General features: G+C 53.2%; 12 protein-coding genes and 1 tRNA gene. 10 read left to right on the top strand and 3 right to left on the bottom strand.

Annotated features, from left to right (window positions below; translation table 11 throughout):
• Positions 1-147: 147 nt before the first annotated feature.
• The 4 genes from Q8Q07_02220 (at position 148) to Q8Q07_02235 (ending at position 4,847) form a co-directional block, all read left to right on the top strand.
• Positions 148-2,475, top strand: coding sequence for a polysaccharide biosynthesis tyrosine autokinase (locus Q8Q07_02220; protein ID MDP3879108.1), 2,328 nt, complete (start codon positions 148-150; stop codon positions 2,473-2,475).
• A gap of 33 nt (positions 2,476-2,508) precedes the next feature.
• The gene (locus Q8Q07_02225) at positions 2,509-3,588 is read left to right on the top strand and encodes a radical SAM protein (protein ID MDP3879109.1); all 1,080 of its coding nucleotides are present in this window, start codon (positions 2,509-2,511) and stop codon (positions 3,586-3,588) included.
• 65 nt (positions 3,589-3,653) lie between these two features.
• Positions 3,654-3,845 (top strand): hypothetical protein, encoded by a 192-nt coding sequence (locus Q8Q07_02230; protein MDP3879110.1) that lies wholly within the window; start codon positions 3,654-3,656, stop codon positions 3,843-3,845.
• Between the two features lie 120 nt (positions 3,846-3,965).
• Positions 3,966-4,847, top strand: coding sequence for a hypothetical protein (locus tag Q8Q07_02235; GenBank protein MDP3879111.1), 882 nt, complete (start codon positions 3,966-3,968; stop codon positions 4,845-4,847).
• Positions 4,848-4,897: 50 nt separating this feature from the next.
• On the opposite strand, the gene Q8Q07_02240 is transcribed toward Q8Q07_02235, so the two are convergent.
• Positions 4,898-5,113, bottom strand: a complete 216-nt coding sequence (locus tag Q8Q07_02240) for a hypothetical protein (GenBank protein ID MDP3879112.1) — start codon at positions 5,111-5,113, stop codon at positions 4,898-4,900.
• Between the two features lie 234 nt (positions 5,114-5,347).
• On the opposite strand from Q8Q07_02240, the gene uppP reads away from it, so the two are divergent.
• The 3 genes from uppP to Q8Q07_02255 all read left to right on the top strand — a co-directional run bounded on the left by uppP (position 5,348) and on the right by Q8Q07_02255 (position 7,898).
• The gene (gene uppP / locus Q8Q07_02245) at positions 5,348-6,208 is read left to right on the top strand and encodes an undecaprenyl-diphosphatase UppP (protein MDP3879113.1); all 861 of its coding nucleotides are present in this window, start codon (positions 5,348-5,350) and stop codon (positions 6,206-6,208) included.
• A gap of 144 nt (positions 6,209-6,352) precedes the next feature.
• Positions 6,353-6,907 carry a hypothetical protein gene (locus tag Q8Q07_02250; protein ID MDP3879114.1) on the top strand — a complete coding sequence of 185 codons (555 nt, stop codon included), beginning with the start codon at positions 6,353-6,355 and terminating at the stop codon, positions 6,905-6,907.
• A 61-nt stretch (positions 6,908-6,968) separates the two neighbouring features.
• Positions 6,969-7,898 carry an SDR family oxidoreductase gene (locus Q8Q07_02255; protein MDP3879115.1) on the top strand — a complete coding sequence of 310 codons (930 nt, stop codon included), beginning with the start codon at positions 6,969-6,971 and terminating at the stop codon, positions 7,896-7,898.
• A gap of 205 nt (positions 7,899-8,103) precedes the next feature.
• Here the strand turns inward: Q8Q07_02255 and Q8Q07_02260 are convergent, their stop codons facing one another.
• Positions 8,104-8,958, bottom strand: coding sequence for a dienelactone hydrolase family protein (locus Q8Q07_02260; protein ID MDP3879116.1), 855 nt, complete (start codon positions 8,956-8,958; stop codon positions 8,104-8,106).
• Positions 8,959-9,346: 388 nt separating this feature from the next.
• Between Q8Q07_02260 and Q8Q07_02265 the strand changes: the two genes are divergently transcribed.
• Genes Q8Q07_02265 through Q8Q07_02275 form a run of 3 tightly spaced genes read left to right on the top strand, consistent with a single transcriptional unit; the run spans position 9,347 to position 15,144 of the window.
• Positions 9,347-10,855: a multicopper oxidase domain-containing protein gene (locus Q8Q07_02265; protein MDP3879117.1), complete on the top strand. Its 1,509-nt coding sequence runs from the start codon at positions 9,347-9,349 to the stop codon at positions 10,853-10,855.
• A 31-nt stretch (positions 10,856-10,886) separates the two neighbouring features.
• Positions 10,887-12,578, top strand: a complete 1,692-nt coding sequence (locus Q8Q07_02270) for a carboxypeptidase regulatory-like domain-containing protein (GenBank protein MDP3879118.1) — start codon at positions 10,887-10,889, stop codon at positions 12,576-12,578.
• A gap of 49 nt (positions 12,579-12,627) precedes the next feature.
• Complete coding sequence (locus tag Q8Q07_02275) at positions 12,628-15,144, top strand: cytochrome c (protein MDP3879119.1); 2,517 nt, start codon at positions 12,628-12,630, stop codon at positions 15,142-15,144.
• Positions 15,145-15,329: 185 nt separating this feature from the next.
• On the opposite strand, the gene Q8Q07_02280 is transcribed toward Q8Q07_02275, so the two are convergent.
• Positions 15,330-15,405 (bottom strand) — tRNA-Arg (locus Q8Q07_02280).
• Positions 15,406-15,544: the final 139 nt, after the last annotated feature.

Raw genomic sequence — 15,544 nt, forward strand, 5'->3', positions numbered from 1 at the left:
CAATCGGCTAATACTGGAGAATCAATTGGTTAGTTATATTAACTCTTGGTTTAAACGCTGAAACTGCCACATTGTTACAGTATAGAAGATTAGTCGGAGATTTCAAAGCCAGGCCTTCCTCGCTACAAGGCAGGAGGTTCAAATATTATGGAACAGAAAGAGCTAAATTTAGCAGGCCAATTAAAAGGATTGTGGCGATATAAGTGGACCGTCACTGTTATGGTATTGGTGGCGATAGTGATAGCCGGAGTTTATGCCATGACCAAACCTCCATTGTACGAGGCTACGGCGACGGTAATGGTAGAAAGTGAACAGCCAAGCTTGTCATTAACGGCAGGACTTGGAATATCTAACCAGCAGGACGTCGGCAATCAAATCGAACTGATGAGAAGTCGTACCGTGCTTGAACGTGCAATTAGCCAGCTTGATCCGGAGAAAGTGTCAGACTCTCAGTATTTAGTTTCGGAAATAAATAAGCTGAGCCATGCTCTTACAATTCAACAAGTAAAAGGCACCAGCCTGCTTGCGGTTACAGTCTCGTCCTCCGACCCTTTGCTGGCTGAGAAACAGGCCAACTCGGTGGCTGAAGCCTACGTGTATGAAGCTAACAGGGCCAAGCTAGCAGCTATTGAGCAAGGACTTGAGAGAACCACAAGGCAGATAAAGGATCTGAACGAGAGTAACCTGGATATTTCTCTCAGCACCTCATCGACCCGGTTAGTTGAGCAGACAGAAGCGGCTCTATCGGCTGTTGAAGCGGTGGCTGCGCAAGTGAAACAAATGCTGGCGAGGAAACCCGTAATCTCCTCGAGGGTGAACACGCTTTTACCCGATCAGGTAGCTGCTGCGCTCTCTGAAGCGCAGCAGCTTTCCGTCCTTACTGAGAAACTTCATTTCGGACCTGCTGAGATAGCTGCTATTGAGGCTCGCGCTCGCGCGCTCTCCATAAAGCTTGAGACCATAAATACGCAATTAACCGAGGCGAGGCGACTTGAACAGGACCCACAAGTTTACAAAATATTAATCGATGTCGAGGAATGGGTTCATGTGGCCATATCTGCCGAGGAAGCAGTTCTGGCACAGATAACAGCTTTGTCAGCAGCGCAAGCCATGTCATCTGCCGGAACAGAAAAGAGCAATCTGGTTACAGGTCTTGAGTATCGATTGGTTCAGCATTCCCGCCTCGTCATCTCCAGTTTGGAGACTGCTCATACGAAACTCAGCGAGGCGACCAACTTGAGAACTCAACAACCTGTATTGCTGAGTGCGCTGAATGAGGAATTGGCGTCTGCCCAGGTGACATTAGAGACGCTTTCACAGAAGTTGGTGCCTTCTGCTTCTGACCGAAGTATTCTCCTGAGTCTGAGGGAGATTTCTGAGATTGAAATCGGAGTTCGGGCGACCGCTAAGAAGCTGAGTGCACTGCTTGCCCGAACGGATCAGGTGCGCGCTGACATCTTCGACCCGGAACTTAATGAAGAGATGCTCAAGATGAGAAGCTTACTAAGCGCGGCTAGCGATGCGGTTTGGGATTTGCCTGATGTTATAGCCAGCATCGGCGAAGGAGGGGGAGGCAGGCTTGGCTATGCTGCACTGGACAGGCTAAGACAGGACCTGCAACTGACTCTATTGACCAACGATAGCAGTGCGATCAGAGTAGTGGACAAGGCGGTTGTCCGGTATGTAGACGCAGGCATGTTTGCCCGTTACAGGAGCGTCGTCCTGGCCGCCATCGCTGCTCTGCTCCTGGGAGTCATGATTGCCCTGTTGCTGCAACGTCTTGACCGTAGAGTTCGGGATGAACCGGAAATGTCCGATTACCTGGGTCTCCCGCTACTTGGTCGCATCTCGGCGACGATTTCGAATCCTCATTCCCCCTCAGTGCTGGAAAGTAAAGACCCTTATTATCTGGAAACCTTCCGAACTCTGAGGACAAATCTCGATATGGATTCCTGGCATGGGCGTGTTCTCCTTGTCACCAGCCCGGCGCAAGGAGAGGGTAAGACAACCGTGGCTTCCAACCTGGCAAGGGTAGTGGCTTTGCAGGGTCGCCGGGTGCTGCTCATAGATGGCAGTTTGCGGAAACCCGACCTTGCTGAAAGCATGGGCCTGGTGGAAACGGCCGGTTTACCGGAAGTCTTCCAGAGCGACGATGAACTGCTGGGCTTGGTAAGCCGGGTAGATGGCGTCGATGTCATTGCTTCCAAAACCTTATCAGCGGGGTCAGCTGAAATACTTTCATCTCCTCAGATGCGCGCGCTTTTTGAAAAGGCGAGGCAGACTTATGACGTCGTGATTGTGGACAGCGCCCCCGTAGATGAAACTGCTGATACCAGAATCCTGGCCAGGAATGCGGATGAAGCGCTGATGGTTCTCCAACCGGATGTCTCAATGATAGACCGGGCTAAAGAGGCCACGGTAGCTTTGAAGAATGCGGGCGTAAGGATAAATGGCTTCATCTTCAATAGACGATAGCCATGGGAAGTAACAGGTTACTCTGAGGAATGTATGACAAAATCAAGCATAAAACGGATCAGCTTTGGCCAGTTCGGCGAGAACCTGCGCCGGGAGCACGGGGAACACCGGAAACCTGTGAAGGGTAGCCTGGAACTGACGCTACGCTGCAACCTGAACTGTGTCCACTGTTACGGCCGTCTTCCGTTACAGGATAGGCAGGTAATGAATTGCGAACTCTCCCTTAAGGAGATCTGCTCTTTGCTGGAAGAAGCTGCTGAAGCAGGGTGTATGTGGCTATTGATAACCGGAGGCGAACCGCTTATCCGCCCCGACTTTTTGGAAATATACACATACGCGAAGCTGAAAGGTTTCCTTATTACCCTGTTTACTAATGCTACTCTCCTCACCGACGAACTGGCTGATTACCTCCAGGAATACTCTCCTTACCGGGTAGAAATATCGTTATACGGGACAACCAGCGAGACTCACGATAAGGTGACCCGGGTTCCTGGCTCCTTCCGCCGTTCAGTTGAAGGGGTCCACCGGTTACTGGAACGCGGAATACCACTTAATCTTAAGACAATGGCGATGACCATCAACCGTCATGAAATCCGTAATCTTCAGGACTTCGCGCAAAGTCTCGGAGTAAAATTCAGGTATGATCCTATAGTAAATGCAGCCTTTAATGGTTCCCGGGAGCCGGTTAATTTCAGATTGACACCAGAAGAAGTAGTGGCACTGGACCTTTCCGATGACAAGCGGGTAGGAGCTTTTCAGGAAGTCTGTCAGAAATTCGGAGGTATTCCCGAGGTAGATACTATTTTTGGCTGTGGAGCCGGTCTCTACAACTTTCATGTCGATCCTTATGGTCAGATGTCCATTTGCATGACTGCCCGTTGGCCTAGCTACGACCTGAGACACGGCTCCTTGCAGGAGGGCTTCTATTCCTTCTTCCCCGAGCTAAGGTCCCGTAAACCTGAATCAGACTATCCTTGCGGTCGTTGTGAGCTACACTCCCTGTGTGGTAACTGTCCGGGCTCTGCTTATGCCGAATGTGGTGACCTGGAGGCTGTGGTCAATTATTATTGCCAGATAGCTCATCAAAGAGCGAAGGCATTTGGATTGAAATAATCATATGCGGAGGCTATACTAAAATGAGGGTACAAAAGCGAACAAATAAAAATAGGAGGGATAATATGGAAAGGAACAGGAAGCATTATCAGAAACCGGAAGTGACGCAAGTAAGCCTGGTGCCGGAAGAGGCTGTCCTCGAAGTCTGTAAGAATCACGAGGTTGATACCAATGATCCCGCACAGGGCGACCCCTATCGTTGCAGCTGGCCAGCCGGGGTTGGAGGCGGGGTCTGCCGAGGCGTTTCCGGCTCCTGAATACCGTAACTGAACTCCATATATCAGAACAGGTTGAAAGACAGATGACTGACGTTTGTTTAACCTGCAGGTCTGAATGTAGAGTAAGTTTTCGGGTTACCGAAAGGAGAGAAAACGGCAATGCTAAGAACAACGCCTCTTGCTACTCAACGGCTGAACCTGTCTTTAGGCGGTATCATCTTCTCATTAGTCAGCAATTGTAGTCCTGATCTGACTCTCAGTTATAACCACGAAGCATTCGTAGTTTCTGGAGGTGAGCCGGACGTACTCTTACAAGCTGAATACGGAAGTGTCCCTGACCTGGAGTTTGAGGATGCCCTCTTTCAGACTAATGGCGTATGGAGACTTTTCAAAAGCGGAGGCAAGCTGGTTTATTATTTCCATGCCTGGGAACTTGATGACACTCCGTATAAGATAGCTGTCATGGAACCTGACTTTCAGGCTGGCACGATATATAGTCGGGCAACAGAGTCGAAGAAGGATAAATGCTTCAGCCCGCTTAACTACCCGCTGGATGAACTGCTGATAGCAGGCAGACTATCCAGAGGTAACGGGATATTGGTACACGCCTGCGGGGTAGAGTGCCGTGGGCGAGGATTGTTATTTCTCGGCACCTCTGGAGCAGGGAAGACGACTTTATCAAGGTTGTGGGATGGCGAATCTGGAATTACTATTTTCAGTGATGATCGTATCATCGTTAGAGACATGGGTGATAGCTATCAGATGTATGGGACTCCCTGGCATGGAGATGCCGAAATTGCTTCGCCACTGAGTGTCCCGCTGGAAAGCATATTCTTTCTCGTTCATGACCAAAAAAACCGGTTGACTCCAGTTCAGCCGGTTGATGCTGCTTCTCGTATCCTGGTTCGCTCTTTCCCCACCTTCTGGGATGCCGGCGGGATGGATTATACTCTGGGGCTCTGTGAACGGCTCAGCTCCAAGGTGCCTTGCTTTGAGCTAGGTTTCCTGCCCGACAAGCGTGTCATAGATTTATTGAGGTGAAACGAAGCGCCATAGTACTTATCTTGTGGACACTGATCCTTCTGGGGCTGTTACTGGCCCCGTTTAGTGACGCCCGGATACCAGCCGTTAACGGATTCAGGTTTGACAAAATTGCTCATTTCGGGCTGTTCTTCATCACCGGGGTGGTTACTGTCTATGGTGCGGGGTTCTCTCGTTTCCGGGACCGGCTTAGGCTCGGACTCATATTCGGCCTGCTGCTGGCTATGGGCACTGAGGTTGCGCAGTTTTTCATTCCTCTCCGTCATGCGGATTTCTATGACCTCCTTGCGGATATAGCTGGCTTGAGCCTGGGACTGATATTTTCAGCGCTGTTTCACCGCAGGGCTAACGTTCAATAGGCTTCGCGGCTTTATTCCTTTATTTAGTTATCTTAAATTGCCTCCCAGGAGGTAACGCTCCCCGGGGTTGTTTCCGGTATCCGGTCTTGCCGCCTATTTTGGGGACAATCATGATGTTGTCTTTCAGTTCATGGTAAAGGAATGCTTGTGACCGTCATTCAAGCTGTCATACTTGGTATTGTCCAGGGTGTCACAGAGTTTGTCCCCATCTCAAGTTCGGCGCATCTCATTATTGTGCCCTGGTTGTTTCATTGGAACGAACCGGGTATAGCTTTTGATGTGGCGCTGCATCTGGGAACACTGGTAGCATTGCTCTGGTTTTTTCAGGCAGATTGGAGGAAGCTGGTTAGAGCTGGGTTTGCCAGTATTAATGAGCGAAAGATAGGCGCTGATCCAGAACGGCGGCTGGCATGGTTGTTGATTATCGGCACTATTCCCGGCATCATCGTCGGTATGCTGGCTGAAAGCACAATTGAAGAGTTGTTTCATCAGCCAGGTACGCCGCACTCTTCTCAAGCCATAATAATTATGGCGATTGTGATCGCCCTGCTGGGCGTCGTGTTGTTCGTGGCAGAATGGAAGGCCCGTCATATCAGAAATCTTTTCTCAATTCGCCTAAAGGATTCTGTCCTGATAGGGCTTGCCCAGGCATTGGCTATTTTCCCTGGCGTATCCCGCTCGGGAAGCACCATTACCGCCGGCCTGGCGTTAGGACTACAGCGGGAAGTTGCAGCCCGCTATTCCTTTCTCCTGGCGGCACCGATCGTGGTAGGCGCGGGTGTCAAAAGCCTTTTCAGTATTTATGGTGAACTGAAAGCAGGGCTGATGGTGCAGGCAGAACTGGTCATGTTTGCGGCTGGTTTTATTGCCGCCGCTATCAGTGGCTACCTGTGCATCAAATTCCTGCTGCGTTACCTCCAGAAGAATTCTACAAACGTATTCGTATATTATCGCTGGCTACTTGCCGTGCTAATTATCATTGTCGTACTGGTTCGGGGTTAAAATAACGGTCTTGTCTACTTTCAGTTATTGCAGGTGGCGTAGAATGCTGTACTACTAGCTTAAACAAGAGACTGGCAGGGATAATCTTCGCCGGGCCGCTGACTACTACGGCTATCCGAGGCGGGCACGGGTACGGAGGTAAAAATGAGACCGCTACTTGTCATATTGCTGCTGATGGTCACATTCAGGCTGGGTGAGGCCTGGTACGAGTACAAGCTGGAACCAGAAGTTGTGCAAGTTGTGAAGGTAGTTACCGTGAAGGTGGAGAAGCCGGTTATCGTTGAGCACAACCGGGAGATAGTAACGCCGGTCTACATTGACAAGCCTGTTCTCATTGAGGACGCGGTTAGCAAGGAAGCACCGATACCTCAGAGATTCCGTGAATTTGAAAGTGTTGAAGAACTGGAAGCATGGTTATATTTCGTTGACCTGATGCCGGTGAAGCTCATAGCCAGTGAGGGTATATTGTCAATAGACAGGCTGGACTGTGACGAGTGGGCGATAAGCTTGCAGTTGAACGCTCTGGAGCAAGGATTGCTGGTGTCAACGCAGCTTATTGAAAACGGGAATATCTTTGGGACTAATGTTGGTGACTTCACAGACCCCCACCTGGGTAACCTGACTATTATCGGGAATGAGATTTATTACATAGGATCTATTCCACCTTACGATGTTGTCAAGGTGGCGGAGAGGGATTGAGGATAAGCGGTATCCTTAACACGGCCGGGTTACCAAAAACTTGAGGAGTCTGCAAAAAAGAATGAATAATAAAAACGTGGTTGTCACCGGTGGCGCCGGATTTATCGGCTCGCACCTTGCCGAGACTTTGGCAAGACAGGATTATGAAGTCATTGTTCTTGATGACCTGTCTACAGGCAAGCTCAATAACCTGGAGCAATGTCACCATGAAGTCGAGTTTGTTGAAGGCAGCATTACTGATGCTGTTCTTCTCTCGAAACTATTCCAGGGTGTTGACTATGTTCTCCATCTGGCGGCTATCCCCAGCGTACCGCGAAGCATAGATACCCCCAGAGCCAGCCATGACGTCAACGTAACCGGAACACTGAATGTACTCCTGGCCGCCACACAAAATAAGGTCAAGAAAGTAGTATACGCATCCTCATCGTCTGTTTACGGTGATACTCCCACACTGCCCAAGAACGAAGAGATGACACCCCGTCCCTTGTCTCCGTATGCGGCAGGTAAGCTTGCCGCCGAGAGCTACTGCCGGGTCTTCAGAGAGGTTTACCAGTTGCCTACTATTTGTCTCAGGTACTTTAATGTCTATGGTCCGCGCCAGGACCCGAACTCGCAATACGCTGCGGCAATCCCCAAGTTCATCAGTATGGCCCGGGAAGGGAAGCCTCCTGTCATTTTCGGAGATGGTGAACAGACCAGAGATTTCACTTTTGTCAGGGATGTTGTCAATGCCAATATTATGGCGATGCGAAGCGACGTTTGTGGAGTATTCAATGTCAGCCGGGGAGAGAGCATAACCATAAACCGGTTGGTGGAACTTATCATGGAGCAAATGGGCGAAAAGACATCACCCGTTCATCAGGAGCCAAGGAAGGGGGACATCAAACACAGCCTGGCGGATATTTCTAAAGCCAGAGCTTTTGGCTATGAACCAAAACATGATTTGCAGGATGGATTAGCGGAAACGCTAAAATGGTTTAATGGCAGATAGATCATACCGTACAAAGTTGTTATCCGGGTATGGCGCCAGGATAACATAGTCTCTGCTGCGGTAAAGCTCTGTCGCCCTGATTATTGAAACAAAAAGTAACCGTGCTCTTGACCGCCTACCTTTTGCGAGGTAGGCGGTCTTTTTTTGTGAAGTCCTGATTTCCTTCCATCTCATTCCCGGCCTTTCACCACAGAGCCAGTCTTGCCTACCGGTCTTTGAGATGCTTCTGCAAGAATGACAGAGTAACCTGCCAGGCATCTGCGGCGGATTCAGGGTGATACCGTGTGCCGGTATCATTGAAAAAGGCATGGGCGGCGCCCGGGTAAATCTTATACTCAAACGACTTATTGAACTGGTTCATGGCGTCCACAAGGGCCGGTACGTTCATCGAGATTCTGGTGTCCTCCTCACCGTAGATGCCAAGCACCGGCGCTGCGATATCGGCTACATCATCTATACTGGCGGGATTAGGCCCGTAGTAGACCACCGCCGCGCCGAGACCGCTATTGCGCGTGGCAAAAAGCAGCGAGTTGCCACCTCCCCAGCAATAACCGATGACCCCGATATTGTCCTGCTGCACATCAGGGCGTGACCGAAGATAGTTAAAGGCGGAGTTAAGGTCTGTCATCACGCCTTCACTTGAGAGCGTGCCTATTGCTGCCACGGCCTGGTCGGTAGTGGAAAACTGCGCTGTCCCGCCAACCCTGGAGAGGAGGTCGGGAGCCAGAGCTACATACCCCTGGCTGGCAAAACGCCGGGCAACATCCTGAATATGCGGGGTAAGTCCTCGATTTTCGTGAATAATTATCAAACCGGGAAAGCTTCCGGCGGACCCGGGTTTAGAAAGATAAGCCTTGACATCAAACGCTTCGCTGCTGAAGGCGACTTCAGAGCTTTCTACAGCATCAGGATTAACGTAGCCCGGAGGAGCAGTCGTTGTAAGGGTGGGAGCTGGAGTAGAAGCTGGAGGCGGTGTTGTTGCGGGTGTTGGGGCCGGGCCAGGTGCAGCAGTACAGGACATCAGAGCTACCATCGCTGCCGCCATGATCAAGTCATACATTCGCACAGCAGAATCTAACTTCCTCATTTCAGACCTTCCCTTTCTTCTCAGACTACTGGAAATAATGAACAGAAGAAATACGTATGCGCACGTATTTCTTCTTTACAAATCCACGTAATTCCACCGGTTGCTCTGGAACCAACAGAACACACCTCTTAATTTATCCCCGCAGTTTCAACAGTACCTGACACCTGACCGAACCCCTCCGGCGTACGGGTATTCAGACAGGAAATCCCATAAAATTATGTGGAACCTTCCAACGGAATACGTATAATTACGGATATATTTTTAAAGGAGAGAGAAGAGATACTTAAGTATAAGTACAATCATATGAACTCTGGTTACGCTGAATAATTGTTTCGTTTAGTACAGGCTAAGGAGGGAACCTATGGCAAATCTAAGCAGGCGGGATTTTCTAAAGTATTCAATCGGGGGCATGGCCGTGCTGGTCATCGGTAGCAGACTATCCTGGCTGGCAAATAATCCGGCCTACGCGGCAACACAGACCGTAAGCCTGCGCATCGGCGATGCCATCAAGCAGATGCACACGCATAATGCCCTGAACAATGCCGAGTGCTATTTCTGGATGTACAAAAGCGTCGAGCCGGACTTACCGCATGATTGCCCCGGCCCGGTTATTATCGCAACCAAGGGAGATACCATAAACATCTCGGTCGAAAATAGCCTGGATGAACCTCATGCCTTCGCCATACCGGACATCGGTTTTACGAGCGGTGCAATCCAGCCAGGCGACACTTTCAGCGGTGTCATCGACCTTGCTGCCGCACCGGCGGGGGCCTACCTGTATTACGATAACCTGAACGAGCCGGTTAACCGGATAATGGGTCTGCATGGCGCCCTTATCGTCATGCCCGCGGCGCCCTCAGGAGCCCGCTGGACTCCGTACGATACCGTTACCCCGGCCGTCCAGCAGTTGTTCGACGATTTCGGCTCCACTGACCATTTCCCCGGACTGGCCTGGGAGGAGGGGGACAGTACATCCTGGGCGCTAAATGACGCCTTTCCTGAGCATGGCGTGTTGAACCAACCCAACTGTCCTCCCTTCCGCCAGTACGTCTGGTTAGCTCACCAGGCCAGCCCGAAGCTGTTCATGGAGGTTGGGAACTCTGCTCCCGGAGACCCTATCCGCAATCCGACAAACTTCATGAATGCTTTTCTGAGGGACCCGTTTACACCGCATGCCTTCCATGCCGATAATCCCGGCGGCAACCGCATTGCCCAGTACTTTACCTTCAGCGGGCAGTCGGGGTTCTTTGCCCACGATAGTCCGGTCATTACCCCGATGGGCCGCGTGGGCGAACCATGCGTCGTGCATATTCTGAACGCCGGGCTGTGGACCCACTCCATGCACCTCCACGCCAACCATTTTTATGTGACCAGTGTCAACGGTGTGGTCAGGGATAATGTTTTTTCCCTGGATACCTTCGAGGTGGGGCCGATGGACAGGGTTGACTATGTTCTGCCTTTCAACAGACCGCCGGATGTACCCAATGTCCGGGGCATCGGCCGGCCGGACGAGCCGCTGGTCAGCCCGAGCAGCGGACAGCCGGTATGGCCGCCCATTGAAGAGATGAACGCTTTTCTGCCGGCGGCGGGAACAACGGCTCCCGGCAGCGGTGTGGAGCTTGGGCAGCGGCTGTCACCCCTGTGTTTCCCCATGCACGATCATTCCGAACCTTCCCAGACTTCCCAGGGGGGCAATTACAATACCGGCTTGATCTCAGGCATGTATTTCACCGGCGACCGGAATACGCCCGGCCATTTCGACTTCGAGATGGAAGAGGACTTCCACATGATGTTCAAGAATGTCCGTGGCGTCACGGTCATCCCTCCAGCCACCCTGCCGGCAGCGCCGCCGCATAATGAGCTTCCCTGATTGCCCTTAAAGGTTAGAAAGGAGAGATAAGATGTCATTTACAGATCGGGTTTTTGATGATATTCCCCGCCAGTCAGTCGCTGGCATGGAAGGCATGTTCACCAAAATGTTCGACCCGCCTGCGGAGAGCCCACCTACGCCGGACCTGCTGGCGCCGACTAATCCCGTACCGGAGGTCATGGCCGCTGCCCCACCCTCGATAGGAGGACCTTTTCAGAATCCGCCGACCACGCCCCACACCGTGGAGCGGCGCTTGAGGCATAGTGATGACATCACTGTCTGGGACGGACAGAGACTCCGTTTCTTCATGTTCAGCGACCCCGACAATGATGCCACCAATGGCGGCACCTATCCGGCGGCCACCATCCGGGTGCCCCGGGGGGTTATCTTTCACGGGCATACTCAAGCCACCGGGGGACCGCACACCATCCACTGGCACGGCATGGAGCCGACCCCGATAAATGACGGGGTGGGTCACTGCTCCATGGAGCTGGGTGATTATACCTACCAGTGGCAGCCCAACCACATCGGCACCTATTTCTACCACTGCCATCGCAACACGGTGCAGCACTTCGAGTTCGGGCTATGGGGGGCGCTCCTCATCGTGCCTCCGGATGCCTATTTTGCCACGCAACGGAATCCGGCCATTCCCATCGGCGCGGGACGGGATGGGAAATTCCGCACTGAGGCTAACCTCACCAATTTCCCGCAGTTTCCCGGCTTCAACTCTAATCCCCTTGATACCCCTGACCCTGACCCGGACACTGCCGACCCGTGGCCGTTTACTGTCGACCCGCACGCCATGACTGTCCCTTACGATGTGGAGGTCCTGTGGGCATTCGACGACCGCGACTCCGTTTGGGCAGCTCTCGCCACTGACCACAGGCAGACCTATCCCGTACAGGGACCCAATCCGGGAGTGGACGATAATTTCCACACGCACGGCGTTGCCGGCACCAGCGCCGCACCGGGTGATTTCTTCGCCTTTAACGACTTCAATTCGGATTACTGGTTCGTCACCGGCGTCTCGGTGCCCGGCCTCAAAGGAGGCACCGGGACAATTGCTCCCGGCATAGTTATCCCTCCGGCGCTTAATAGCGGTGTCACCGGGACACAGGTCTCCATCAATGCCCAGGTGGGACAGACCATACTCATCCGGGCCATTAATGGTGCCTATGATGTCTCTCAAATAAGATTACCGATGGATGTCCTGGTTATCGGAGCGGACGGGAGGGCGCTGGGCGTGCCGCCTTTCACGCACTATAGCCAGCCGTTTGTGCTTCCGGCCAACACTCCCATTCGTTTGAGCGTCGCCCGCCGTGCCGACGCCATTTTCCGGCCCCTGTTCCCGTTTAGCGGCTTCGCTGAGGTGGAGTTCTTCAACCCCCGCAGCGAAGCACCAACTTCAGAGGCGAACAGGCGATTCACCGCCCGTATCCCGATCAATATTGCTCCGACGGCCGGGGTTCGCGTCATATCCGGCTCTATAATTGATAGCCAGAACGGACAACCTATTTCCGGCGCACAGGTGAACCTGACCGGACCGACAAGCCAGATGGTGTTCACTGATGCCTCGGGCAACTACAGCTTTACCGGTCTGCCTGACGGCGTCTATACGGTTATTCCTTCAGGCGCTGGTTTCAGCTTTTCGCCGCGGGAAAGGCAGATAGTCGTAAGCGGCGAAAATATTAGCAGCCAGTTCTTCAGAGGGAGAAGAATGTAATGCCGGGCGGTTTTCAGCTTCATCTTCAGCAAAGAAGGGGGTAAACACCATGGACTTAAAAAAGAGGCTATTGTGTATCATCGCACTCTCCCTGACAGTGGCGTTGATACTTCCGGCCGCCGTCCTGGCGGTGCCGAAGGTCAGTCAGCCACAGTTGGTCACTGGCCATCAGGTTACCGCCGGGGAACTCGTCTACCAGGCTAACTGCGCTAGTTGCCACGGCGCCAGCGCTGAAGGAGACTTCGGCCCGCCTATAGCCGGCCAGAGCGCGGCGGAGATAACCGCAGCGCTGGGCAGCGTTGCAGCTATGTCTGGCCTTGATCTCACGGCGCAGGAGATAAACGCGGTGGCTAACTTTCTCCAGGCCACGGCAGCACCGCGGATAATCCTGACACAGCCTGCCTCCGGACAGTTCAATGCCGGGGCGGCAAACAACATCGGTATTTCCGTCTCCTCTCCGGCTTCGCCGGTTAACTCGGCCGAGTTCCAGGCCTTCTTCGATGACCCCGAGGGCACATTTGCCGCCAGGGAAATCACCGCCCAGGCATCTATCTCCGTACCGGCGCCGAGGGCGGGAGCTGGCGCCGTCGCTACCACTATCAGTCTTCCTGCCGGGCTTCCGTCGGCTTCAGTGGTCTCAGTTACTATCTCCGGGACAGTTACCGCCGTGAACGCCGACACCGGTGAGTGGCAAATCGGCACGCCGCCAGTCCTCGTCTACGAAAGCGACAGCACCGCTTTCCTGGGCATTCCCGTCCCCCAGGCAGGTGATGCGGTGAGAATCGAGGCGCTCCGGACGCTGGCGACCGGACCACTCGTGGCCAAAGAGATCACCCGCCTGGCAGTAGGGGCTCTTCCCGCTTCAGCCGTCTTAATGCAGCTATCCATCCTCTTCAATGGCACTGTTCGGTCTATCCAGCCACCTACTCAGTCTGCCGGTATCAAACTCGGGGGAGAAACCTGGACCATCTCCGGTGTACCCTTCCGCACCGATGACGTTAACTCTCCGGCCGTTATCGGGCCTGACCTGGGACAGGACTCCCTGGTGACGGTGAAGTTCCGGACATTGCCTGTCGGGAGTACCTCCAATATTGCGCTACAAATCGCGAGCCAGGTGTCAGACGTGATACCGGAACCCCTGCACACGAACCCACAGCATAACACGGAGATCCCCCCGCCGAATCTTCCTGCCGGAACAATACGGTTGTTTGTTATCGAGGGAGTGGTCTCCGAGAAGAACGCCGGCGGGGAATGGATAATAGGCAATCAGCCAATCACAGTTTATGAAAGTGCCGGTACCGTCATCAGCGCTGCGGTGCCGGTGGAGGGTGATGAAGTTCTGGTGATAGCCAGGCGGACCGTGGAAGCTGGACCACTTGTTGCCGATAGTATCAACCGCCAGACAGCCGGTCCGCTGACAGTTGGTCCGGCTGTTGTTGAAAGGACACTTATTTTTAATGGTACGGTTGAGACGACCGCTAGCGATGCCTGGACAATCGGCGGCGCTAGTTTCGTGATCAACGATTCAGTATCGCCGACCGCTATCGGTACGGGCTTATCTGCGGGCAGCGCTGTAACCGTCGAATTCAAAACTAATCTGCCAGCCACGCCGGATGAAGACCTCTGGGCTCCTTTTGACTTTAATCCCGCTATCAGCACGGGAAGCGCCACCTTGACTCCGCCGTCAGTTACTGTCAGCAGACCTGGCTTTGTCTTCCTGCGCGCCGAGAACGACGATCAGCAAGTTACGACTATAGCCGTTCCTGCCACTTTGCTGACGGCGGCACCCCCACCCCCTCCACCCGCTACTGATGGGGGCGGGGGCGGGGGCGGAGGAGGAGGGCCTGTGACCCTGACTTTCAGCCTGAGCGGACTTAGCGGTACGCTGACAGTCAACTCTGCCGGTACGGTACAGAGCACGGCCAAACTGACCGGCACCGATGGTAAAGTGATATTCGATATCCCGGCAGGCACCACTTTGAAGACCGCCTCAGGTAATCCAATCACCTCCATAACTATGGCGGTGCCGGATACCATCCCTGCCGCGCCGTCAGGTAAAACCATAGTCTTCGCCAGGAATTTCGGTCCTGATGGCGCCACCTTTGACCCACCGATTACCCTGTCTCTTACGTATGAAGAATCGACGTTGCCGGCCGGAGTGCAGGAGAATGATCTGGTTATTGCTTTCTGGGATGGTGCGGAGTGGGTGATACTGGAGAGCACCGTGAACGCTGAGGCTGATACGGTATCAGCACAGGTAAGCCACTTCACCATGTTCGGCATCCTGGCGCAACTACCCGCATCAACCCCGACGCCTACGCCGACAACACCTGCGACTCCAACTACGCCAACTACGCCGACAACACCACCCGTAACGCCGGAACCGCCGATAACAACGCCTACTCCGGTAACACCATCTCCTTCTGTGCCGTCATCCGAGCCAGCGCCTACTCCCGAGGCGTCACCCGCCGGGCCTAACTGGGGGCTGATTATCGGGATAACTGCTGCTATAGTGGTTGTTGCCGGGCTGGGGGTGTTTATGGTGAGAAGGAGGGTAAGCAAGTAGCAGAGGAACGATATGTTCAGTAGAGGGGGGAACTTAAGTTCCCCCCTCTCAATAATTCAGGTGTTCCCCCCATATGACGCCGACCTTTTATCGCAAACCTTGACCATTTAAGCGACTGATAGTCGGAAAATATCCGGCGCATTAACTCGAGGAAAATCGGGGGGGTTGTGGTAAGGAAGTGAAGCTGGCGTCCCTGGAGCGATTCGAACGCTCGACCCGCTGCTTAGAAGGCAGCCGCTCTATCCACTGAGCTACAGGGACAGCCTGTCAACCATTAAAATTTCGCATGAAGCCGGTACGTGGTCAAGGTGGTCTTCCGTTATGGTTAGCTTTCTGTTTTATTGACTTTGCTCCTTGAATTACCGCATTGTCTTGACAATAACTCACTGACATTGTTAGT

This window comes from Dehalococcoidales bacterium (assembly GCA_030698765.1).
Classification (GTDB): domain Bacteria; phylum Chloroflexota; class Dehalococcoidia; order Dehalococcoidales; family UBA2162; genus JAUYMF01.